General features: G+C 34.8%; 30 protein-coding genes. 4 read left to right on the plus strand and 26 right to left on the minus strand.

The features are described from left to right. Window positions 1–4: 4 nt before the first annotated feature. From rplO to rpsL, 24 genes are all read right to left on the minus strand, one after another. Complete coding sequence (gene rplO, locus Q0770_RS06395; RefSeq protein WP_188375176.1) at window positions 5–457, minus strand: 50S ribosomal protein L15; 453 nt, start codon at window positions 455–457, stop codon at window positions 5–7. A 16-nt stretch (window positions 458–473) separates the two neighbouring features. Beyond that, the gene (gene rpmD, locus Q0770_RS06400; RefSeq protein WP_045468968.1) at window positions 474–653 is read right to left on the minus strand and encodes a 50S ribosomal protein L30; all 180 of its coding nucleotides are present in this window, start codon (window positions 651–653) and stop codon (window positions 474–476) included. A 13-nt stretch (window positions 654–666) separates the two neighbouring features. Further along, window positions 667–1,191 (minus strand): 30S ribosomal protein S5, encoded by a 525-nt coding sequence (gene rpsE, locus Q0770_RS06405; protein ID WP_188375178.1) that lies wholly within the window; start codon window positions 1,189–1,191, stop codon window positions 667–669. Window positions 1,192–1,197: 6 nt separating this feature from the next. Then, complete coding sequence (rplR, locus tag Q0770_RS06410; protein ID WP_299115201.1) at window positions 1,198–1,554, minus strand: 50S ribosomal protein L18; 357 nt, start codon at window positions 1,552–1,554, stop codon at window positions 1,198–1,200. A 10-nt stretch (window positions 1,555–1,564) separates the two neighbouring features. After that, the gene (gene rplF / locus Q0770_RS06415) at window positions 1,565–2,107 is read right to left on the minus strand and encodes a 50S ribosomal protein L6 (protein ID WP_299115203.1); all 543 of its coding nucleotides are present in this window, start codon (window positions 2,105–2,107) and stop codon (window positions 1,565–1,567) included. A gap of 12 nt (window positions 2,108–2,119) precedes the next feature. Beyond that, the gene (gene rpsH, locus Q0770_RS06420) at window positions 2,120–2,518 is read right to left on the minus strand and encodes a 30S ribosomal protein S8 (RefSeq protein ID WP_296324860.1); all 399 of its coding nucleotides are present in this window, start codon (window positions 2,516–2,518) and stop codon (window positions 2,120–2,122) included. Between the two features lie 81 nt (window positions 2,519–2,599). Further along, entirely contained in the window at window positions 2,600–2,869 is a 270-nt protein-coding gene (gene rpsN, locus Q0770_RS06425; RefSeq protein ID WP_188375182.1) for a 30S ribosomal protein S14, read from the minus strand. 2 nt (window positions 2,870–2,871) lie between these two features. Then, window positions 2,872–3,423, minus strand: a complete 552-nt coding sequence (gene rplE, locus Q0770_RS06430; RefSeq protein WP_299115205.1) for a 50S ribosomal protein L5 — start codon at window positions 3,421–3,423, stop codon at window positions 2,872–2,874. A 2-nt stretch (window positions 3,424–3,425) separates the two neighbouring features. After that, window positions 3,426–3,737 carry a 50S ribosomal protein L24 gene (gene rplX / locus Q0770_RS06435; RefSeq protein ID WP_299115207.1) on the minus strand — a complete coding sequence of 104 codons (312 nt, stop codon included), beginning with the start codon at window positions 3,735–3,737 and terminating at the stop codon, window positions 3,426–3,428. 14 nt (window positions 3,738–3,751) lie between these two features. Then, window positions 3,752–4,120 carry a 50S ribosomal protein L14 gene (rplN, locus tag Q0770_RS06440; RefSeq protein WP_087491760.1) on the minus strand — a complete coding sequence of 123 codons (369 nt, stop codon included), beginning with the start codon at window positions 4,118–4,120 and terminating at the stop codon, window positions 3,752–3,754. Between the two features lie 2 nt (window positions 4,121–4,122). Then, entirely contained in the window at window positions 4,123–4,380 is a 258-nt protein-coding gene (rpsQ, locus tag Q0770_RS06445) for a 30S ribosomal protein S17 (protein ID WP_006988541.1), read from the minus strand. Window positions 4,381–4,397: 17 nt separating this feature from the next. Then, complete coding sequence (gene rpmC, locus Q0770_RS06450) at window positions 4,398–4,586, minus strand: 50S ribosomal protein L29 (protein WP_188375186.1); 189 nt, start codon at window positions 4,584–4,586, stop codon at window positions 4,398–4,400. Window positions 4,587–4,597: 11 nt separating this feature from the next. After that, entirely contained in the window at window positions 4,598–5,017 is a 420-nt protein-coding gene (gene rplP / locus Q0770_RS06455) for a 50S ribosomal protein L16 (RefSeq protein ID WP_299115212.1), read from the minus strand. Window positions 5,018–5,039: 22 nt separating this feature from the next. Beyond that, a complete protein-coding gene (gene rpsC / locus Q0770_RS06460) occupies window positions 5,040–5,762 on the minus strand; it encodes a 30S ribosomal protein S3 (RefSeq protein WP_073085356.1) in 723 nt (240 codons plus the stop codon). Window positions 5,763–5,771: 9 nt separating this feature from the next. Further along, the gene (gene rplV, locus Q0770_RS06465; RefSeq protein ID WP_087491765.1) at window positions 5,772–6,179 is read right to left on the minus strand and encodes a 50S ribosomal protein L22; all 408 of its coding nucleotides are present in this window, start codon (window positions 6,177–6,179) and stop codon (window positions 5,772–5,774) included. A gap of 5 nt (window positions 6,180–6,184) precedes the next feature. Next, window positions 6,185–6,463, minus strand: a complete 279-nt coding sequence (gene rpsS, locus Q0770_RS06470; RefSeq protein ID WP_008269180.1) for a 30S ribosomal protein S19 — start codon at window positions 6,461–6,463, stop codon at window positions 6,185–6,187. Window positions 6,464–6,475: 12 nt separating this feature from the next. After that, a complete protein-coding gene (rplB, locus tag Q0770_RS06475; protein ID WP_299115217.1) occupies window positions 6,476–7,303 on the minus strand; it encodes a 50S ribosomal protein L2 in 828 nt (275 codons plus the stop codon). 10 nt (window positions 7,304–7,313) lie between these two features. After that, window positions 7,314–7,604, minus strand: a complete 291-nt coding sequence (gene rplW, locus Q0770_RS06480; RefSeq protein WP_299115219.1) for a 50S ribosomal protein L23 — start codon at window positions 7,602–7,604, stop codon at window positions 7,314–7,316. A gap of 8 nt (window positions 7,605–7,612) precedes the next feature. Beyond that, on the minus strand, window positions 7,613–8,242 hold the full coding sequence (rplD, locus tag Q0770_RS06485) for a 50S ribosomal protein L4 (RefSeq protein ID WP_299115221.1): 630 nt from the start codon (window positions 8,240–8,242) through the stop codon (window positions 7,613–7,615). After that, the gene (rplC, locus tag Q0770_RS06490) at window positions 8,242–8,859 is read right to left on the minus strand and encodes a 50S ribosomal protein L3 (protein WP_299115223.1); all 618 of its coding nucleotides are present in this window, start codon (window positions 8,857–8,859) and stop codon (window positions 8,242–8,244) included. The genes rplD and rplC overlap by 1 nt, the downstream gene beginning before the upstream one ends. A 119-nt stretch (window positions 8,860–8,978) precedes the next feature. Next, a complete protein-coding gene (gene rpsJ, locus Q0770_RS06495; protein WP_007650482.1) occupies window positions 8,979–9,284 on the minus strand; it encodes a 30S ribosomal protein S10 in 306 nt (101 codons plus the stop codon). A gap of 12 nt (window positions 9,285–9,296) precedes the next feature. Then, on the minus strand, window positions 9,297–11,423 hold the full coding sequence (gene fusA / locus Q0770_RS06500) for an elongation factor G (protein WP_299115225.1): 2,127 nt from the start codon (window positions 11,421–11,423) through the stop codon (window positions 9,297–9,299). Window positions 11,424–11,429: 6 nt separating this feature from the next. Further along, complete coding sequence (gene rpsG, locus Q0770_RS06505; RefSeq protein WP_299115227.1) at window positions 11,430–11,906, minus strand: 30S ribosomal protein S7; 477 nt, start codon at window positions 11,904–11,906, stop codon at window positions 11,430–11,432. A 22-nt stretch (window positions 11,907–11,928) separates the two neighbouring features. Beyond that, the gene (rpsL, locus tag Q0770_RS06510) at window positions 11,929–12,303 is read right to left on the minus strand and encodes a 30S ribosomal protein S12 (protein WP_008269190.1); all 375 of its coding nucleotides are present in this window, start codon (window positions 12,301–12,303) and stop codon (window positions 11,929–11,931) included. A gap of 181 nt (window positions 12,304–12,484) precedes the next feature. Here rpsL and Q0770_RS06515 point away from each other — a divergent pair, with 181 nt between their 5' ends. The 3 genes from Q0770_RS06515 (at window position 12,485) to rlmB (ending at window position 16,683) form a co-directional block, all read left to right on the plus strand. Continuing rightward, complete coding sequence (locus Q0770_RS06515) at window positions 12,485–14,173, plus strand: POTRA domain-containing protein (RefSeq protein ID WP_299115229.1); 1,689 nt, start codon at window positions 12,485–12,487, stop codon at window positions 14,171–14,173. Window positions 14,174–14,254: 81 nt separating this feature from the next. After that, window positions 14,255–15,889 carry an aryl-sulfate sulfotransferase gene (locus Q0770_RS06520; protein ID WP_299115231.1) on the plus strand — a complete coding sequence of 545 codons (1,635 nt, stop codon included), beginning with the start codon at window positions 14,255–14,257 and terminating at the stop codon, window positions 15,887–15,889. Window positions 15,890–15,948: 59 nt separating this feature from the next. Beyond that, on the plus strand, window positions 15,949–16,683 hold the full coding sequence (rlmB, locus tag Q0770_RS06525) for a 23S rRNA (guanosine(2251)-2'-O)-methyltransferase RlmB (protein WP_299115234.1): 735 nt from the start codon (window positions 15,949–15,951) through the stop codon (window positions 16,681–16,683). 5 nt (window positions 16,684–16,688) lie between these two features. On the opposite strand, the gene Q0770_RS06530 is transcribed toward rlmB, so the two are convergent. After that, window positions 16,689–17,414 carry a rhomboid family intramembrane serine protease gene (locus Q0770_RS06530; RefSeq protein ID WP_299115236.1) on the minus strand — a complete coding sequence of 242 codons (726 nt, stop codon included), beginning with the start codon at window positions 17,412–17,414 and terminating at the stop codon, window positions 16,689–16,691. Between the two features lie 86 nt (window positions 17,415–17,500). Here Q0770_RS06530 and Q0770_RS06535 point away from each other — a divergent pair, with 86 nt between their 5' ends. Then, complete coding sequence (locus Q0770_RS06535) at window positions 17,501–18,778, plus strand: replication-associated recombination protein A (protein ID WP_299115238.1); 1,278 nt, start codon at window positions 17,501–17,503, stop codon at window positions 18,776–18,778. Here the strand turns inward: Q0770_RS06535 and Q0770_RS06540 are convergent. Continuing rightward, window positions 18,775–19,641 (minus strand): hypothetical protein, encoded by an 867-nt coding sequence (locus Q0770_RS06540; RefSeq protein ID WP_299115240.1) that lies wholly within the window; start codon window positions 19,639–19,641, stop codon window positions 18,775–18,777. The two genes, Q0770_RS06535 and Q0770_RS06540, sit on opposite strands and share 4 nt — an antisense overlap. Window positions 19,642–19,659 lie beyond the last annotated feature (18 nt).

Raw genomic sequence — 19,659 nt, forward strand, 5'->3', positions numbered from 1 at the left:
TATCTTATAAAGTTACAGCTTCACCACCAGCAGCTTCTATAGCAGCTTTTGCCGACGCAGTAAATTTATGAGCTTTAACTGTTAATTTTGCTTTTAATTCTCCTCTTCCTAAAATTTTAACTAGCTCATTTTTTCCAGCTAATCTTAATTCTACTAGAGTATCAAAATCTACAGTGTCTTTAATCTTCTTAGCTTCTACTAACTCTTGTAATGTATCTAAGTTTACACCTTGATACTCTACTCTGTTGATATTAGTAAAACCAAACTTAGGCACACGACGTTGTAATGGCATTTGACCACCTTCGAACCCTAATTTCTTAGAATAACCAGAACGTGACTTAGCACCTTTGTGACCTCTTGTTGCAGTTCCTCCTTTTCCAGAACCTTGACCACGACCAACGCGTTTTCCTTGTTTTTTTACTGAACCTTCTGCAGGTTTTAAATTACTTAAATCCATTGTTAAGTTATATTTTTTAAGCTTCCTCTACAGAAACTAAGTGTTCTACTTTCTTAACCATACCAAGGATGTTTGGTGTGGCATCGTGCTCTACAACTTGACCGATTTTCTTTAAGCCTAAAGCTTCTAATGTAAGCTTTTGTCTTTTTGTACGGTTAATTGCACTCTTAACTTTCTTTACTTTAATCTTTGCCATCTTGTCCTAATGATTATCCGTTAAATACTTTTTCAAGTGAAATACCTCTTTCTTTAGCAATAGAACCTGCATCTCTTAATTGTAATAATGCGTCAAAAGTTGCTTTTACTACGTTATGAGGGTTAGATGATCCTTGAGACTTAGATAATACATCATGTACACCTACGGCTTCAAGAACTGTTCTTACAGCACCACCAGCAATAACACCAGTACCAGGAGCAGCAGGAATAATATTTACTCTAGCTCCGCCATATTTACCTTTTTGTTCGTGAGGTAAAGTTCCTTTAATGATAGGTATTCTTACCAAGTTCTTCTTAGCATCTTCAACTGCCTTTGCAATTGCTGTAGCTACATCTTTAGATTTTCCTAAACCTTGTCCTACTACACCTGCTTCATCACCAACTACTACTATAGCAGAAAAACCAAATGCTCTACCACCTTTAGTTACTTTAGTAACACGTTGTACGCCTACCAAACGGTCTTTTAAATCTAAACCTCCTGGTTTTACAAGCTCTGCGTTTTTATATTTTTGATACATAATGTCTTAAAATTTAAGTCCTGCTTCTCTAGCACCTTCTGCTAATGATTTTACTCTACCGTGGTATAAGTATCCACCTCTATCAAAAGAAATAGTCTCAACACCAGCTTTTAATGCTCTTTCTGCAATTGCCTTACCAACTAAAGCAGCAACTTCGGTTTTATTACCTTTTGCACTACTTACGTCTTTATCTCTTGAAGATGCAGCAGCGATAGTTTTACCAGTCACGTCATCTACGATTTGAGCATAAATTTCTTTATTACTTCTAAAAACAGATAATCTTGGTCTAGCTTCAGTACCAGATACAATCTTACGTATTCTGTTTTTTATCCTTTGTCTTCTTTCGTTCTTTGTTAATGCCATAACCTTACTATTAAGCTGATTTACCTGCTTTTCTTCTTAATTCTTCACCAACAAACTTAACACCTTTACCTTTATATGGTTCTGGTTTACGGAAACCGCGAATTTTAGCTGCTACTTGACCAACTAATTGCTTGTCGTAAGACGTTAACTTTACTATTGGGTTTTTACCTTTTTCAGAAATTGTTTCTACTTTAACTTCTGGAGCAATATCCAATATAATATTGTGTGAAAAACCTAAAGCTAAATCTAATTTTTGTCCTTGGTTTGATGCTCTATAACCTACACCTACCAACTCTAATTCTTTAGTCCATCCTTTAGACACACCCTCAATCATGTTAGCGATTAAGGCTCTATACAAACCATGCTTTGATTTGATTTCTTTCTTTTCTGAAGCGCGCTCTAATGTAATAGTAGCATCTTCTATTTTAATATCAATACCTGAGTACTCTTGAGTTAACTCACCTAATTTACCTTTTGCAGTAATTACGTTGTCTTTAACTTCAACTGTTACACCTTCAGGAATTGAGATTGGATTTTTACCTATTCTTGACATATCTTCCTGTTTTTAGTATACGTAACATAATACTTCACCACCAACATTTTCTCTTTGCGCTTGCTTACCTGTCATAACGCCATGAGAGGTAGAAACAATTGCAATACCTAAACCATTTAAGATTCTTGGCATTTCGTTAGCGCCAGCATACTTACGTAAACCTGGTGTACTGATTCTTTGAATTTTTTTGATGACAGACTCTTTTGTGTCTTTGTTGTACTTAAGAGCAATCTTGATTGTTCCTTGTACAGATGAGTCGTCAAACTTGTAACTTAAAATATATCCTTGGTCGAATAATATTTTAGTTATCTCTTTCTTTAAGTTAGAAGCAGGAATCTCTACCACTCGGTGGTTAGCTTTTACTGCATTTCTAACTCGCGTAAGATAATCCGCTATTGGATCTGTATACATAGTTATTAATTTGCGGAATCGGTTTTTGATAATTGAACTTTTCTATACCAAACCTGAATCCAATTTATAATTCTTTTTAGTTTACCAGCTTGCTTTTTTAACACCTGGAATTAAGCCTTTGTTAGCCATTTCTCTAAACATAACACGAGAAATTCCAAACTGTCTCATATAACCTTTTGGTCTACCAGTAAGCTTACAACGGTTATGCTTACGAATTGGTGAAGCATTCTTAGGCAACTTTTGTAATGCTTCGTAATCTCCAGCTTCTTTTAAAGCTTTACGCTTCTCTGCATATTTAGCTACCATTTTTGCACGCTTTACCTCGCGGGCTTTCATTGATTCTTTAGCCATAATTAGTTCTTTTTAAAAGGTAATCCTAGTTCTGTTAAAAGTGATTTTGCTTCCTTATCAGTATCAGCAGTTGTTACAAACGTAATATCCATACCAGAAATTCTGTTGATTTTATCAATATCAATCTCAGGGAAGATAATTTGCTCTGTAATACCTAAGTTATAATTTCCACGACCATCAAAACCAGTAGCTTTGATACCGTTAAAATCTCTTACTCGTGGTAAAGCTGAAGTTACTAAACGATCTAAGAACTCATACATTTGTTCACCTCTTAATGTTACCATAGCGCCAATTGGCATACCTTTACGTAACTTAAAAGATGCAACATCCTTTTTTGATAATGTATGAATAGCTTTTTGACCAGAAATTTTAGTTAATTCTTCCACAGCGTGGTCAACTAATTTCTTATCTGCTACAGCAGCACCAACACCTCTAGAGATAACTATCTTAGTAAGTTTAGGCACTTGCATTACATTTTTGTAACCAAATTCTTCTGTAAGAGCAGTAACAACTCTGTCCTTGTACTCTTGTTTTAATCTTGCAACGTAAGCCATAACTAAATTACTTCATTAGATTTTTTAGAAAATCTCACTTTATTATCACCATCCATTTTGTAACCTACTCTTGTAGTTTCTCCTTTACCTGTTAATAAAGATAAATTTGATACGTGGATAGCTGCTTCTTTCTCTACAATACCACCTTGAGGACTTTGTGCACTTGGCTTAGTGTGTTTCTTTACCATGTTCACACCTTCTACGATGGCTTTATTCTTTTCCTTTAATACTTTAAGTACTTTACCTTCTGAACCTTTATGGTCTCCAGCTATTACTTTTACAGTATCTCCAGTTTTTATTTTAAGCTTTGTCATTTTTTCTTAATGTATTAAAGCACCTCTGGTGCTAATGATACAATTTTCATGAATTGTTTATCACGAAGCTCTCTTGCTACTGGTCCAAAAACACGTGTTCCTCTCATTTCACCCGTTGGGTTTAAAAGTACACATGCGTTATCGTCAAAACGGATATAAGATCCATCAGGGCGTCTAACTTCTTTTGCAGTACGTACAACAACAGCTGTAGAAACAGCTCCTTTTTTGATGCTACCATTTGGTGTTGCAGCTTTTACTGAAACTACAATTTTGTCTCCAACTGATGCGTAACGTCTTTTTGTACCTCCAAGAACACGGATAGTTAATACTTCCTTTGCTCCTGTGTTGTCAGCTACTTTTAATCTTGATTCTTGTTGTACCATAATTACTTCGCTCTTTCAATTATTTCTACTAATCTCCAACATTTAGACTTACTTAAAGGTCTTGTTTCCATGATCTTTACAGTATCTCCGATATTGCAGTCGTTTGTTTCGTCATGAGCAACATATTTCTTTGTTTTCAAAACGAATTTTCCATACATAGGGTGCTTTACCTTTTTTACTTCGGCAACTACGATTGACTTTTGCATTTTATTGCTAGTCACTACTCCTATACGTTCTTTTCTTAAATTTCTTTTTTCCATCTTTCAGCAGAATACAATTAGTCTTGTCTATTAGTTAACTCTGTTGCTATACGAGCTACGGTACGTCTTACGTTACGTAACTGAATAGGATTCTCTAGAGGAGATATAGCATGTGCCATTTTAAGGTCTGTATAACTCTTTTTTGTCTCACCAAGTTTCTCTTGTAACTCAGCTGTAGATAGCTTTTTAATTTCTGATTGCTTCATAATATTTTTTATTAAGCTTCGTAATCTCTAGCTATGATAAACTTAGTTTTAACTGGAAGTTTTTGTGCTGCTAAACGTAATGCTTCTTGAGCTACATCTAATGGCACTCCACTTATTTCAAATAAAACACGACCTGGTTTTACAACTGCTGCCCAATATTCTACAGCACCTTTACCTTTACCCATACGTACTTCAAGAGGTTTCTTTGTAATAGGCTTGTCTGGAAATATTTTAATCCATAACGACCCTTCTCTCTTCATGTAACGAGTAGCTGCAATACGCGCTGCTTCTATTTGACGTGCAGTAATGAACGTTGAATCTAAGGCTTTGATACCGAAAGTTCCATTTGATAACAAATGACCTCTTCCAGAGTTTCCTTTCATACGTCCTTTTTGCTGCTTACGAAATTTTGTTCTTTTAGGCTGTAACATTTTCCTTCTTTACTTTAAAAAATTACTTTCTACGACGTTGGTTTCCGCCTTTTTTGGCACCGCCACGTCCACCTTTTCCTTTTTGTTTAGAAAGGCCTACTAATGGAGAAAGTTCTCTTTTTCCATAAACTTCACCTTTCATAATCCAAACCTTAACACCTAATCTACCATAAGTAGTATGTGCTTCAACTAAAGCATAATCGATATCTGCTCTAAAAGTAGATAACGGAATACGTCCTTCTTTGTAGTGCTCAGAACGTGCCATTTCAGCACCATTTAAACGACCACTAATTTGGATTTTGATTCCTTCTGCATTCATACGCATTGCCGCAGCAATTGCCATCTTAATTGCACGTCTATATGAAATTCTACTTTCAATCTGACGAGCAACAGAAGCTCCTACTAGATACGCATCTAACTCAGGTCTCTTAATTTCAAAGATGTTCAACTGAACTTCTTTTCCAGTAATTTTTTTAAGCTCTTCTTTTAACTTGTCTACTTCCTGACCACCTTTTCCGATAATAATACCAGGTCTTGCAGTAGTAATAGTAACGGTTACAAGTTTAAGCGTACGCTCAATAATTACTCTAGACACACTTGCTTTTGATAAACGAGCGTGAACATACTTTCTAATCTTATCGTCTTCGGCTAACTTGTCTCCATAGTCATTACCACCGTACCAGTTAGATTCCCATCCTCTGATAATACCTAAACGATTTCCGATTGGATTTGTCTTTTGTCCCATATCTCTATCTTAGCTTTGTGTTTTGTTTAATGAATCTACCACAACTGTTACATGGTTAGATCTTTTTCTAATTCTATGTGCTCTACCTTGAGGTGCTGGACGTAGTCTTTTTAACATTGTACCACCATCTACTCTAATTTCTTTTACAAATAAATTAGCTTCCTCAATATCAGCGTCTTCATTTTTAGCTTGCCAGTTTGCGATTGCAGACAATAACAATTTCTCTAAACGACGTGATGCCTCTTTTGGGCTAAATCTAAGAATCTGAAGAGCTTGCTCTGCCTTTTTACCTCTCACTAAATCCGCTACTAAACGCATTTTACGTGGTGATGTAGGACAGTTATTTAGCTTAGCAAAAGCAACTTGCTTTTTCTCTGCCTTAATGGCATCTGCCATTTGTTTTTTACGACTTCCCATGATTCTTATTTTTTACCTTTATTTTTTGCACCTGCATGACCACGGAATGATCTTGTTGGTGAAAATTCTCCTAACTTATGACCTACCATGTTCTCAGTAACATATACTGGAACAAATTGACGACCATTATGCACAGCTATGGTTTGACCAACGAAATCTGGAGAAATCATAGATGCTCTAGACCAAGTTTTGATAACTGTCTTTTTGTTTGAAGCTACATTTTCTGCAACTTTCTTTTCTAACTTATAATGGATGTAAGGTCCTTTTTTTAATGAACGTGCCATACTACTTTCTAATTATTTCTTTCTACGTTCTACAATGTACTTATTACTCGCTTTGGTCTTAGAACGTGTTCTGTAACCTTTAGCAGGAATACCGTTTCTCGATCTTGGGTGACCTCCTGAAGACTTACCTTCACCACCACCCATTGGGTGATCAACTGGATTCATAACTACTGGTCTAGTTCTTGGACGTCTTCCTAACCATCTACTTCTACCAGCTTTACCTGATACTAATAATTGATGATCTGAGTTAGAAACAACACCTATAGTTGCCATAGCGTTTGCAAGAATCATTCTTGTTTCACCTGATGGTAACTTAACTGTAGCAAACTTACCGTCTCTTGCCATTAATTGAGCAAATGCTCCAGCACTACGCGCCATAACAGCACCTTGACCTGGACGTAACTCTATACAAGAGATGATAGTACCTAATGGTATTTCACTTAATGGCATTGCATTTCCAATTTCTGGAGCTACACCTGTTTCACCAGAAACGATTTTTTGACCTACTTGTAAACCATTTTGAGCAATAACGTAACGCTTCTCACCATCTTGGTAGTTTAATAGAGCAATAAATGCTGTTCTGTTTGGATCGTACTCGATTGACTTAACTTCAGCTGGAATCCCAGTTTTGTTACGTTTGAAATCGATAATACGATACTTTTTCTTATGACCACCACCAATATAGCGCATGGTCATTTTTCCTTGACTGTTTCTACCACCAGACCTTTTTTTCGGAGCAAGCAAGCTTTTCTCCGGCTTATCAGTAGTAATGGCGTCAAATCCATTAACTACTCTAAATCGCTGGGCTGATGTAATCGGTTTTAATTTTCTTACTGACATTGATGTCTAATTACATGTTAGCGTATAAATCTATTGTTTCACCTTCCGCCAGTTGTACAATTGCTTTTTTGACAGCATTTGTTTTACCATGTTGCACACCAGTTTTTGTAAACTTAGTCTTGCGATCTGGACGGACATTTATTGTGCGAACTTTTTCAACAGAAACTCCATAAGCAGCTTCAACTGCTTTTTTGATTTCTACCTTGTTCGCCTTTGTATTCACCTGAAACGCATACGCGTTAAGCACCTCGCTTTGCATGGTTGTCTTTTCAGTGATTATCGGTTTTATTAAGATACTCATCTTGTTTTCTATTTACTTAAATTCGTTTCAATTCCTTCTAATGCACCTTCTAAAAGAACAACTTTATTAGCGTTCATTATTTTATAAGTGCTTAATTCTGAGCTAGTTATAACTTCAGAACGTTTTAAATTGCGCGACGACAAATATACATTATTATTTGAGTCACCCAACACAAACAGTGTTTTTTTGTTTTCTACCTCTAAGGCTTTCAATACATTAACAAAATTCTTTGTTTGTGGTGTTTCGAAACTAAAGTCCTCTAACACAACAATTGAGTCTTGATTTGCCTTTATACTTAGTGCAGATTTACGTGCTAAACGCTTAACATTTTTGTTAAGTTTAAACCCGTAATTTCTTGGTCTTGGTCCAAACATACGTCCACCACCTTTAAATACACCAGACTTAATAGAACCTGCACGTGCTGTACCTGTCCCTTTTTGTTTTTTAATCTTACGTGTACTACCAGCAATTTCTGCACGCTCTTTAGCTTTATGCGTTCCTTGTCTTTGATTAGCCAAGTATTGCTTAACATCTAAATATACAGCGTGATTGTTTGGTTCAATAGCGAATACGCCTTTAGAAAGCTCAGCTTTTCTACCCGTATCTTTTCCTTTTATATCTAAAACTGCTACCTTCATTACTTCTGAATAATTACATAAGAGTTTTTGTGTCCTGGAACACAACCTTTAACTACTAATAGGTTTTTTTCTGGAACTACTTTGTAAACTCTTAAATTTTGAACTTTAACTGTTTCACCACCCATTCTTCCGGCCATCTTCATTCCTTTGAATACTCTCGCAGGATAAGAAGCAGCACCAATAGAACCAGGAGCTCTTAAACGGTTATGCTGACCGTGTGTCGCTTGACCTACACCAGCAAAATTGTGTCGTTTTACAACACCTTGAAATCCTTTACCTTTTGAAGTCCCTGCTACATCAACAAATTCTCCTTCGATAAAGTGCTCTACAGTGATTGCATCACCTAACTTGTACTCCGCATCAAAACCTTTGAACTCAGCAACTTTGCGCTTTACAGAAGTACCCGCTTTTTTAGCATGACCTAAGTCTGCTTTAGTAGCGCTTTTTTCTGTCGCGTCATCGAAACCTAATTGTAGTGCACTATAACCGTCCACTTCTTCAGTTCTGACTTGGGTAACGATACATGGTCCAGCTTCGATTACTGTACATGGAATGTTTTTTCCATTTTCATCGAAGATGCTGGTCATACCGATTTTTTTTCCAATTAACCCAGACATATTTAATTTATTTAATTATTAATTCTTATTTAAAATTCAAGGCTGAAAATACGTTTCAGCCTTGAATTGTATTTTTCCGTTTTTCCCTTGCTCGCAGCTCAGGACATGTTTAGTTCAAATTACACTTTGATTTCTACTTCAACTCCACTTGGTAATTCAAGTTTCATTAAAGCATCAATCGTCTTAGAAGATGAAGAGTAAATATCTAATAACCTCTTGTAAGAGCTTAATTGAAATTGTTCTCTTGACTTCTTATTTACGTGTGGTGAACGTAACACAGTGAAAATTTTCTTGTGCGTTGGTAATGGAATTGGACCCGTTACAACAGCACCTGTACTTTTTACTGTTTTTACAATCTTATCAGCAGACTTGTCAACTAAATTATGATCGTAAGACTTTAATTTTATTCTAATTTTCTGACTCATTTTCTTTTAGTTTTAAGCTTCTACGCCTTTAGCTGCTTTGATTACTTCTTCTGATATATTTTGAGGAGTCTCTGCATAATGAGAGAATTCCATAGTTGATGTTGCTCTACCTGAAGATAGTGTTCTTAATGTAGTTACATAACCGAACATCTCAGATAATGGCACTGTAGCTTTCACTGTTTTAGCACCAGCTCTATCTCCCATATCACTTACTTGACCACGACGACGGTTTAAGTCACCTACGATATCACCCATATTTTCTTCTGGAGTGATAACTTCAAGCTTCATGATTGGCTCCATAATCACTGCTTTTGCAGCTTTTGCAGCAGCTTTAAATCCTAATTTTGCAGCTAATTCAAATGATAACTGATCAGAATCTACATCATGGTAAGATCCGTCTTTTAATGTAACCTTCATTGCATCTACTTCGTAACCCGCTAATGGACCATTAACCATAGCCATTTTGAATCCTTTTTCAATTGAAGGTATAAATTCTTTAGGAACGTTACCACCTTTAATAATAGACTCAAACTGAAGACCTACTTGACCTTCATCAGCTGGCTCAACTGTAAATACAATATCAGCAAACTTACCACGACCACCAGATTGTTTTTTGTAAACTTCTCTATGATCTGCAGCTCTTGTTATAGCTTCTTTGTACTCTACTTGTGGTTGACCTTGGTTAACCTCAACTTTAAACTCACGCTTCAAACGGTCTACAATTACATCTAAGTGTAACTCACCCATACCAGAAATAATTGTCTGGCCTGAAGCTTCGTCAGAACGTACTGTAAATGTTGGATCTTCTTCAGCTAATTTAGCTAAGCCCATTCCTAATTTATCAACATCTGCCTTAGTTTTAGGCTCAACCGCGATACCAATTACTGGATCAGGGAAGTCCATAGATTCTAAAACGATAGGATGTTTTTCTGCTGTTAATGTATCTCCTGTTTTAATAGATTTAAATCCAACAGCAGCTCCAATATCACCAGCTTCGATAAAATCGATTGCATTTTGCTTGTTAGCATGCATTTGATAAATACGAGAGATACGTTCCTTTTTACCAGAACGGTTATTCAATACGTAAGAACCAGCGTCTAAACGACCAGAATATGCTCTAAAGAAAGCTAAGCGACCTACAAAAGGGTCTGTAGCAATCTTAAATGCTAAAGCTGCGAATGGCTCCTTTACATCTGGCTTACGAATTTCTTCTTGATCAGTATCTGGATTCATACCAACGATACCTTCTTTATCTACTGGAGAAGGTAAATAACGACATACAGCATCTAATAAGAATTGTACACCTTTATTTTTAAATGCAGAACCACAAATCATTGGAATGATTGCCATATCCATTACAGCGGCTCTAAGTGCAGCGTGCACTTCTTCTTCTGTAATAGAATCTTCATCTTCCATGAACTTCTCTAATAAGTTCTCATCGTAGCTTGCTACTTCTTCAATTAATAAAGCTCTATATTTTCTAGCTTCTTCTTTAAGCTCTTCTGGAATTTCAATAACATCAAAAGTCGCCCCTTGAGTTTCGTCATGCCATACAATAGCTCTGTTTTTAACTAAATCAATGATACCTTTAAAATCTATCTCATCACCAATGTTTAAAACGATTGGCACTGCGTTAGACTTTAACATATCTTTTACCTGTTGACAAACACCTAAAAAGTTAGATCCTTGACGGTCCATTTTATTAACGAAACCGATACGAGGCACTTTATAGTTATCTGCTAGTCTCCAGTTAGTTTCAGATTGCGGTTCAACACCATCAACTGCACTAAATAAGAACACTAAACCATCTAGTACACGTAATGAACGATTTACCTCAACGGTAAAATCAACGTGACCAGGAGTATCAATAATATTAAAATGGTATCCTTTAGTATCTGGAGTTGGTTTTCCATTTTCAATTGGAAACTCCCATGTACAAGTTGTTGCAGCAGAAGTAATTGTAATACCTCTTTCTTGCTCTTGCTCCATCCAGTCCATTGTTGCAGCACCATCATGTACTTCACCAATTTTATGAGAAACACCTGTATAATACAGAATACGTTCAGTAGTAGTAGTTTTTCCTGCATCAATGTGAGCAGCAATACCTATATTTCTTGTAAATTTTAAATCTCTTGCCATTACTAATTAAAATCTAAAGTGAGAGAATGCTTTATTTGCTTCTGCCATTTTGTGAGTATCAACTCTTTTCTTGACAGCAGCACCTTCTTCTTTAGCTGCAGCTAAAACTTCTGAAGCTAAACGTTGTGCCATAGATTTCTCGTTTCTTTTACGAGCATAACCTATTAGCCACTTCATTGCTGTAGAAACTTTACGGTCTGGACGAATCTGCATTGGAATTTGAAATGTTGCACCACCAACTCTACGACTACGTACTTCTACGTGAGGCATAACGTTAGATAAAGCATCTTTCCAAATTTCTAATGCTGTTTTTTCATCATCTGTTTTCTTTTCTTCTACGATATCGATTGCATCGTAAAACACTTTAAACGCCACAGACTTCTTTCCATCCCACATCATCATGTTAACGAAACGCGTTACTAACTGATCGTTAAATTTTGGATCTGGTAAAAGAGGTCTTTTTTTCGCTTGTCTTTTTCTCATGTCTTCTTCTTAAAGTTTTTAATTACTTCTTAGGGCGTTTTGCACCATACTTAGATCTACGTTGAGTCCTTCCAGCAACACCTGCTGTATCCAAAGCACCACGAACGATGTGATATCTAACACCTGGCAAATCTTTTACCCTTCCACCTCTAACCAATACTATCGAGTGCTCTTGTAAATTGTGACCTTCTCCACCGATGTATGCATTAACCTCGTTTCCGTTTGTTAAACGAACCCTTGCTACCTTACGCATTGCTGAGTTTGGTTTCTTAGGTGTCGTTGTATAAACACGAGTACATACACCACGTCTCTGAGGACACGAATCTAAAGCAGCCGATTTACTCTTCTTGGTTATTTTGGCTCTTCCTTTTCGTACTAATTGTGAAATTGTTGGCATATATTTCTATATAAATTTTTGTTAACCCTCTCTTTTGAGGGCTGCAAAGGTAGAAATATATCTTTATTATTCAAATAGTTGTCAATTAATTTTACAAAGAAATTTCTATATTGAATTTTTGACTATACAATTAAATGTATTTTTACGTTGTCTAATTAAAATTGTCTCCAATTTATCCTTTATGAAAAAACGGTTGTTGTTTGTTTTTTTTATTGTATTTCTAACAAATACTAACCTCTCTATTGGACAAAACATAAAACTTAAAGCTAGTGGCAAATCTAAAGCCGCTACAAAAGAAATAGATTCCGTTGGCTACGCAAAGCGTTTTCCAAATTATATCTCTCTAGAAACTGAAGTCTATGCCTTAAAAGAAAAGCTCATTCGTCGTGGCTTTATAGACACAGAAATTAAAGAAATTATTAAACAAAATGATTCTCTTTTTAATGCAACATTATATATAGGACAAAGAATTAATGCTATCAAAGTCTTTTTTGGTTCTGAATTTAACCTCAAATTACTTCAATTTTCCGAAGTTAAAATAGGTTCAAATTACTTTGAAGTTAATATCGAAAAACTTGAAACAACATTAGATATTCTAAATAAAAGGATTGCTGAGCAAGGCGACCCGTTCTCTACCTTAAAACTTAAAAACATTAGAAAAGAAAATGAAGATTTAATTTCTGCAGATTTGCATATTGAAACAAATCAAAAAAGGCGTATTGACAAAATTGTTGTTAAAGGTTATGAGAGATTTCCGCAATCCTATATAAAGCGGTTTCTAAAGCTTAAAACTGGTCAATCATTTAATCTTGAAGATATAAAAGCAAAAACCGAAAAGTTACAAGAATTACGTTTTGCAAAAGAGATTAAAGCGCCTGAAGTATTATTCACAAATGACTCTACTATACTTTACTTATACACAGAAAAGACTAAGAGTAATAATTTTGATGGCTATTTAGGGTTTGGCACGAATGAGAATACTAATAGGATTGACTTTGATGGTTACATAGATTTAAGACTAGTAAATAATCTAAACTTTGGAGAATCTTTGAGGCTCTTCTATAAAAGTGATGAGATAGATCAGCAGACTTTTGATGTAAAAATAAATGCGCCTTATATATTTGGCTCTCCAATTGGACTAGATCTTGGATTAAATATCTTTAGAAAAGATTCTACGTTTTCAACTACCACACAGCAAGCACGGATAAGCTATCAGGTTAATGCTAATCACAGAATCAGCGCTGGCATAAAAGGTTCTGTTTCTAGTGATTTACTTGATACAAATTCTGCATCACTAGATGATTACACCTCTAGCTATTATCAAATTGGTTACAATTATATTAAACCACAATATTATGACCCGTTATTTCCTATTAATTTTTGGTTTGATATCAATTCTAATTTTGGAAATAGAACACTAAATAATATTGAACAACGACAGACTGCATTTACACTAGAAACTTATAAAATCTTCAACCTCAATAACAGGAATAGTGTTTTCTTAAGACTTACAGGCGCTTCTTTAAGTTCGGACAATTACTTAGATAATGAATTGTATCGTTTTGGAGGTATAAACTCAATAAGAGGTTTTGAAGAGAATAGTCTAGTTGCTAATCTATTTGGAGTCATAAATACTGAATACAGATACCGATTGAGTAATAGTATCTATATACACTCTGTTATTGATGCCGCATATTTTGAAAACGATATTAGTGACACAAAAAATAAACTTTTTGGCTTCGGATTTGGTTTAGGTCTTTTAACCAAAGCGGGGCTATTTAAACTTAATTACTCTAGCGGCAAAACAGAAAATGTTCCTTTTAAATTATCAGATTCTAAAATTCATGTAAGTTTAACCGCTACATTTTAACATACCAATTCTTCCTATCGTTATTTAGAAACTTAAAAAAATGTAAATAAATCATTAAGTTTGCGAAAAAAAGCGGCAACTATGAAACGAACACTACTCTTTTACATTCTATTATTTTCGTTCATTACCTTAAATTCTCAGAATACCGTAGGTACAATATCTGTAACTACGGATGTCTATGATGGGTATACGCTATTTTCAACCCATACAAAAGCCCACTTACTAGATAATTGTGGGCAAGTTATAAACACTTGGTCAAGTACTTATTTACCAGGAAACTCAGTATACCTATTACCAAATGGTAATCTATTAAGAACAGGAAGGTTAGCTCAAGGAGCAAATCCAGTGGCATTGCCAGGAGCTGGAGGTGTGGTTGAGCTTTTTGATTGGGATGGCAATATACTTTGGACTTGGATAGATAGCTCCGAAACCTCAAGACAGCATCATGATGTTTTTCCAATGCCTAATGGCAATGTACTAATTCTATCAGCAGATATAATGACTCAAGCAGAGGCAATTCAAGCAGGTAGAGATCCTTTACAGCTTTTAGATTCTGAATTATATAATGAAAGAATATATGAAGTAGAACCAGATGGGGCTACTGGCGGAACCATTGTTTGGGAATGGAATGTTAAAGATCATTTAATTCAAGATTTTGATCCTGACCCTAGTATAGATAATTTTGGTGTAGTTGCAGATAATCCTGGAAAAATTGATATTAATTTTTTAAATGGTTTTGATGCTGAAAACAATTGGTTACATATTAATGCTATACAATATGACGAAGAATTCGATCAGATTATTATTAGCTCTCGTAGAATGAGTGAAATATGGGCAATTGACCATAGCATAACTACTGCTCAAGCTGCTGGTGTAGCTGGTGACTTGTTATATAGGTGGGGAAATCCACAAGCATATGATCAAGGAACTGCAGCTGATCGACAGCTATTTGGGCAACACACACCTCATTATATTCCTTCAGGATTACCTAATGCAAGAAAAATTATGTTATTTAATAATGGGTTTGGAAGAGCGCCAGAATACTCTGAAGTTGTAATTATCGATCCACCAGTAGACATAAATGGAAATTACACTTACACTCCAGGTACTGCATACGGACCTACAAATACATTTTTTAGATATCCAGAAACTGCTCCAACTTCTAATTCAGAATTTTACTCTGCTATAATTAGTAGTGCCAGACAACTACCCAATGGAAATATATTAGTATGTGAAGGTAGAGAAGCGTTCTTTTTTGAGTTAGATACCAATAATAATATTGTATGGGAGTATGCTTCTCCTATAAGTAATGCTGATGGAACAGTTTATGATCAAGGCGACCCAATACCACCAAACAACTTTGCATTCAGAGCCACAAAATATAGCACAACTTATTCAGCTTTTGATGGTCGTGATTTAACACCAGGTGTTCCACTAGAAAATAATCCAGATATATCATCATGCCTTAGCACACTTAGTGATAATAATTTTGAAATTACAAACGTAACACTTTATCCAAACCCTATACAAGACTTCCTAAACATTGAAGCTAACATTAATATAGAAAAGATTGAGTTTTACAATATTTCTGGCGCTAAAATTCTTGAGTCTTCTAAAACCAATAATATTGATGTTTCATCAATAGAAAAAGGGATATACTTTGCTAAGATATATAGCGGAGAAACATCAATTAGTAAAAAAATAATTAAACAATAATTAATAACTAATTATTACAAACCACTCCTTAATGGGGTGGTTTTTTTTATTTTTGCAAAATGAAAAACGAAACAACTGTATTTGGATTACGCGCAATAATTGAAGCTATAAATTCTGGCGAACAAATTGATAAAATTTTTCTTCAGAAAGGGATGCGAGGTGAACTTTTTCAGGAGCTTGAACAAGTTATACGCCAAGCAAGAATAAATGCTTCATATGTACCAATTGAAAAGTTGAATCGTTTATCTAAAGGCAACCATCAAGGTGCTGTTGCTCAAATATCACCAGTGGCTTTTCATGATATAGAAGATTTAGTTATCAATACTATTGAATCTGGAAAAACACCATTATTTCTTCTATTGGACCAATTAAGTGATGTTCGTAATTTTGGCGCTATTGTTCGTACCGCAGAATGCACTGGTGTTTCAGGAATAATTATTCAGAAAAAAGGTGGAGCTCCAATAAATGGTGATGCTATTAAAACTAGTGCTGGAGCTGTATTTAAAATTCCTATTTGTAAAGTAGACCACATTAAAGACGCTGTATTTCATATGCAAGCTTCCGGTATAAAAGTTATTGCTGCAACCGAAAAAGCTAAAAATTTTATTTATAATGTTTCCTTAAATGAACCTTGTGCAATTATTATGGGTTCTGAAGGTCGTGGTATTAATCCTTCCGTTTTAAAAGCAGCCGATGAACAAGCCAAACTTCCAATCTTAGGAGATATAGAATCTCTTAATGTATCTGTAGCTTGTGGTGCTTTCTTATATGAAGCCGTTAGACAACGCCAATAAAGTAATCATTCTTCTTCTTTATTTTTAAAAGTATATTTTATTTCAATTTCAGGTTTAGGTATTTCATCCTCGAGAATTTCAATAAAATTACCATTTTCATCAAAATGTTTCATAAACGGGTCATCGGCTTCATTATATGTCTCAGTTTCCCAAATATATCTTTCAGGCTTAGCGATATGACTTCTAAACAATAGTGCAAAAACAAAACCTGTAATAAGGCCACCTAAATGCCCTTCCCATGACATACCTTCTTTTATAGGAAATATGTACCAGATCGTACTACCATACAAAAAAATGATAATTAATGACAATGCAATTAACCTATAGTGTTTTGCAAAAATACCTTTGAAGAAGATAAAGCTCACTAGCAGATAAATTACACCACTAGCTCCTATATGATTGCCTGATTTACCAATAAGCCAAGTCAAAAAGCCCGAAACTATAACACCAAAAAACAATACTCGCCATGCTATTTTATTGTAAAAGTAAAATAACGCCATTGACAAGACTAAAAGCGGAATAGAGTTATTATATAAATGACTTAAACTTGAGTGTAGAAATGGGCTTGTAAATATCCCAAAAAGACCTTCAGGCTTATTAGGATATATACCAAAATGTCTTATGCCAGAATCGATACGAACCTGATACCAAAACACCAACCAAATAGAAAAAACTAATAGTAATGGATAGACTATTACTGAGGTTGAATATTTAAATTGCTGCTGGCTCATACACAAATTTAATAGTAGTTTGTCAAAATTCTAGCCAAGTCGTGTTTTAATGAAATATTGTCACACTGATTTTGTAATTTTAACCTATGAATATTCCTTTAGCAGAACGTTTACGTCCTAAAACGCTTAATGATTATATTAGTCAGACACATTTGGTCGGAAAAGATGGCGCGCTCTTTCAGCAAATAAAAAGTGGTGTTATACCATCTCTTATTTTATGGGGGCCACCAGGTATAGGCAAAACTACTTTAGCCAATATTATTGCAAATGAATCTGAACGTCCATTTTTTAAATTAAGTGCCATTAATTCTGGTGTCAAGGATATTCGCGAAGTCATTGATAAGGCAAAAAAAAGTGGTGGACTATTTACGGCTAAGAACCCTATTTTGTTTATTGATGAAATCCATAGATTTAGTAAATCACAACAAGACTCTTTATTAGAGGCTGTTGAAAAGGGTTGGGTGACATTAATTGGTGCTACAACAGAAAACCCAAGTTTTGAGGTTATTCCTGCCCTACTTTCTCGTTGTCAAGTTTATATTCTAAATTCTTTTAGCAAAGAAGATTTAGAAGCCTTATTAACACGTGCAATGAATGAAGACGAATTACTCTCAAAAAAGAAAATAAAACTCAAGGAAACTGAAGCTCTGCTTAGGCTTTCTGGTGGAGATGCCAGAAAATTACTTAATATTTTTGAGCTCATAGTCACATCATACGACCAAGATAAGATTACAATTACTAATGCCGCTGTTTTAAAGCAAGTACAAACTAATACTGCACGTTACGATAAAACTGGAGAACAGCATTACGATATTATTTCGGCATTTATAAAATCTATAAGAGGTAGCGACCCAAATGCTGCTGTATACTACCTTGCCAGAATGATTGAAGGTGGTGAGGATGTAAAATTTATTGCTCGTAGATTGTTAATCTTAGCTAGTGAAGATGTTGGCAATGCCAATCCAACTGCTTTGGTTATTGCTAATAATACATTTCAAGCTGTATCTGTTATTGGCAATCCAGAATCTAGAATAATTCTGAGTCAATGCACTACATATCTAGCAAGTTCTCCAAAAAGTAATGCTGCTTACCAAGCCATAGGTAAAGCACAACAATTAGTTAAAGAAACTGGCGACTTATCTGTACCATTATCTATTAGAAATGCGCCTACAAAACTCATGAAAGAGATTGGATATGGAGATAACTATAAATATTCCCACAACTACGAAAATAACTTTGCAGATCAAGAGTTTTTACCCAAAGAAATCAGTAATACCAAATTATATGACCCAGGCAATAATGCAAGAGAAAATGCTCAACGTCAATTTTTAAAACAACTCTGGAAAAAAAAATACGGTTATTAAAATTTAATATTCAGTTCTTTTTTAGTGTCGTTTTCTGAATAAAACCATTTATCGCCTTCTTTAAAAACAATAGCATTTTTACCTTTTACTGTATACACATTAGGAGCTGCAGTTTTAAAAAGTTCCATTTCTATTTCTTCTGAATTAGCATTTACTAATTGATAACCGTTTTGAGTGATTTTAGCCAAAAAAGCTGATGAATTATTAGCTTTTTCTACTTCTGCTTTTTTGATTGCTTCTTCCTCTACCTTTGCCTTTTCTATTTCTGCTTTTTTTAGAGCCTCTTCTTTTTGCCTTTTTAAATCCTCTACTTCCTTCTTCAGTTTTTCAACTTCTGCCTTGGCTTTCTCAGCTTCTTTATTACTTTCTTTAATGTTTTCTAACTTGGTTTGTATTTCAGATTCTTTTTCTAAAGCAACTTTAGAAGAAGCATCGTACTTATAATTTAAAAATGCAATACTTTTAAATGCTTGCTTTATGACTTCTGGATAAGCTTTACTGTATTCTTTTATTTTTGTTTGGCCAACATCTGATAAAAAAATAAGCTCCCCATAACAATCCTTTAATTCAATCTGAACCTTACTTTTAAATACGCCAGGCACTTTAACCAAGTTTGCATATATCCCTAAACATCTGTCTTTAAATAAATCTTCAGGTAAATTTTCCTCATCGAAATACACCATAAATCCTTCATTTTTAAACAAGTGACGAAGCAAAGTACTCGTTCTATATTTATCCTTTCCTTTTAAAAAATCGAACTGCAACGGCACAACCACGTATTTATAATTGTTTATATCTTTCTGAGCCAAACCTTTAAAACTTATACAAAGTATGACTACAATAAAAACTAACTTTTTGAACATTTTTATGTGTTTAAATAT

Source organism: uncultured Winogradskyella sp. (genome assembly GCF_947501905.1).
Taxonomy (GTDB): domain Bacteria; phylum Bacteroidota; class Bacteroidia; order Flavobacteriales; family Flavobacteriaceae; genus Winogradskyella.

Bases quoted from the DNA above. Each gene is read 5' to 3' on its own strand.
- rplO (WP_188375176.1), bottom strand. From the start codon at position 457: ATGGATTTAAGTAATTTAAAACCTGCAGAAGGTTCAGTAAAAAAACAA.
- rpmD (WP_045468968.1), bottom strand. From the start codon at position 653: ATGGCAAAGATTAAAGTAAAGAAAGTTAAGAGTGCAATTAACCGTACA.
- rpsE (WP_188375178.1), bottom strand. From the start codon at position 1,191: ATGTATCAAAAATATAAAAACGCAGAGCTTGTAAAACCAGGAGGTTTA.
- rplR (WP_299115201.1), bottom strand. From the start codon at position 1,554: ATGGCATTAACAAAGAACGAAAGAAGACAAAGGATAAAAAACAGAATA.
- rplF (WP_299115203.1), bottom strand. From the start codon at position 2,107: ATGTCAAGAATAGGTAAAAATCCAATCTCAATTCCTGAAGGTGTAACA.
- rpsH (WP_296324860.1), bottom strand. From the start codon at position 2,518: ATGTATACAGATCCAATAGCGGATTATCTTACGCGAGTTAGAAATGCA.
- rpsN (WP_188375182.1), bottom strand. From the start codon at position 2,869: ATGGCTAAAGAATCAATGAAAGCCCGCGAGGTAAAGCGTGCAAAAATG.
- rplE (WP_299115205.1), bottom strand. From the start codon at position 3,423: ATGGCTTACGTTGCAAGATTAAAACAAGAGTACAAGGACAGAGTTGTT.
- rplX (WP_299115207.1), bottom strand. From the start codon at position 3,737: ATGACAAAGCTTAAAATAAAAACTGGAGATACTGTAAAAGTAATAGCT.
- rplN (WP_087491760.1), bottom strand. From the start codon at position 4,120: ATGGTACAACAAGAATCAAGATTAAAAGTAGCTGACAACACAGGAGCA.
- rpsQ (WP_006988541.1), bottom strand. From the start codon at position 4,380: ATGGAAAAAAGAAATTTAAGAAAAGAACGTATAGGAGTAGTGACTAGC.
- rpmC (WP_188375186.1), bottom strand. From the start codon at position 4,586: ATGAAGCAATCAGAAATTAAAAAGCTATCTACAGCTGAGTTACAAGAG.
- rplP (WP_299115212.1), bottom strand. From the start codon at position 5,017: ATGTTACAGCCTAAAAGAACAAAATTTCGTAAGCAGCAAAAAGGACGT.
- rpsC (WP_073085356.1), bottom strand. From the start codon at position 5,762: ATGGGACAAAAGACAAATCCAATCGGAAATCGTTTAGGTATTATCAGA.
- rplV (WP_087491765.1), bottom strand. From the start codon at position 6,179: ATGGGAAGTCGTAAAAAACAAATGGCAGATGCCATTAAGGCAGAGAAA.
- rpsS (WP_008269180.1), bottom strand. From the start codon at position 6,463: ATGGCACGTTCATTAAAAAAAGGACCTTACATCCATTATAAGTTAGAA.
- rplB (WP_299115217.1), bottom strand. From the start codon at position 7,303: ATGTCAGTAAGAAAATTAAAACCGATTACATCAGCCCAGCGATTTAGA.
- rplW (WP_299115219.1), bottom strand. From the start codon at position 7,604: ATGAGTATCTTAATAAAACCGATAATCACTGAAAAGACAACCATGCAA.
- rplD (WP_299115221.1), bottom strand. From the start codon at position 8,242: ATGAAGGTAGCAGTTTTAGATATAAAAGGAAAAGATACGGGTAGAAAA.
- rplC (WP_299115223.1), bottom strand. From the start codon at position 8,859: ATGTCTGGGTTAATTGGAAAAAAAATCGGTATGACCAGCATCTTCGAT.
- rpsJ (WP_007650482.1), bottom strand. From the start codon at position 9,284: ATGAGTCAGAAAATTAGAATAAAATTAAAGTCTTACGATCATAATTTA.
- fusA (WP_299115225.1), bottom strand. From the start codon at position 11,423: ATGGCAAGAGATTTAAAATTTACAAGAAATATAGGTATTGCTGCTCAC.
- rpsG (WP_299115227.1), bottom strand. From the start codon at position 11,906: ATGAGAAAAAGACAAGCGAAAAAAAGACCTCTTTTACCAGATCCAAAA.
- rpsL (WP_008269190.1), bottom strand. From the start codon at position 12,303: ATGCCAACAATTTCACAATTAGTACGAAAAGGAAGAGCCAAAATAACC.
- Q0770_RS06515 (WP_299115229.1), top strand. From the start codon at position 12,485: ATGAAAAAACGGTTGTTGTTTGTTTTTTTTATTGTATTTCTAACAAAT.
- Q0770_RS06520 (WP_299115231.1), top strand. From the start codon at position 14,255: ATGAAACGAACACTACTCTTTTACATTCTATTATTTTCGTTCATTACC.
- rlmB (WP_299115234.1), top strand. From the start codon at position 15,949: ATGAAAAACGAAACAACTGTATTTGGATTACGCGCAATAATTGAAGCT.
- Q0770_RS06530 (WP_299115236.1), bottom strand. From the start codon at position 17,414: ATGAGCCAGCAGCAATTTAAATATTCAACCTCAGTAATAGTCTATCCA.
- Q0770_RS06535 (WP_299115238.1), top strand. From the start codon at position 17,501: ATGAATATTCCTTTAGCAGAACGTTTACGTCCTAAAACGCTTAATGAT.
- Q0770_RS06540 (WP_299115240.1), bottom strand. From the start codon at position 19,641: ATGTTCAAAAAGTTAGTTTTTATTGTAGTCATACTTTGTATAAGTTTT.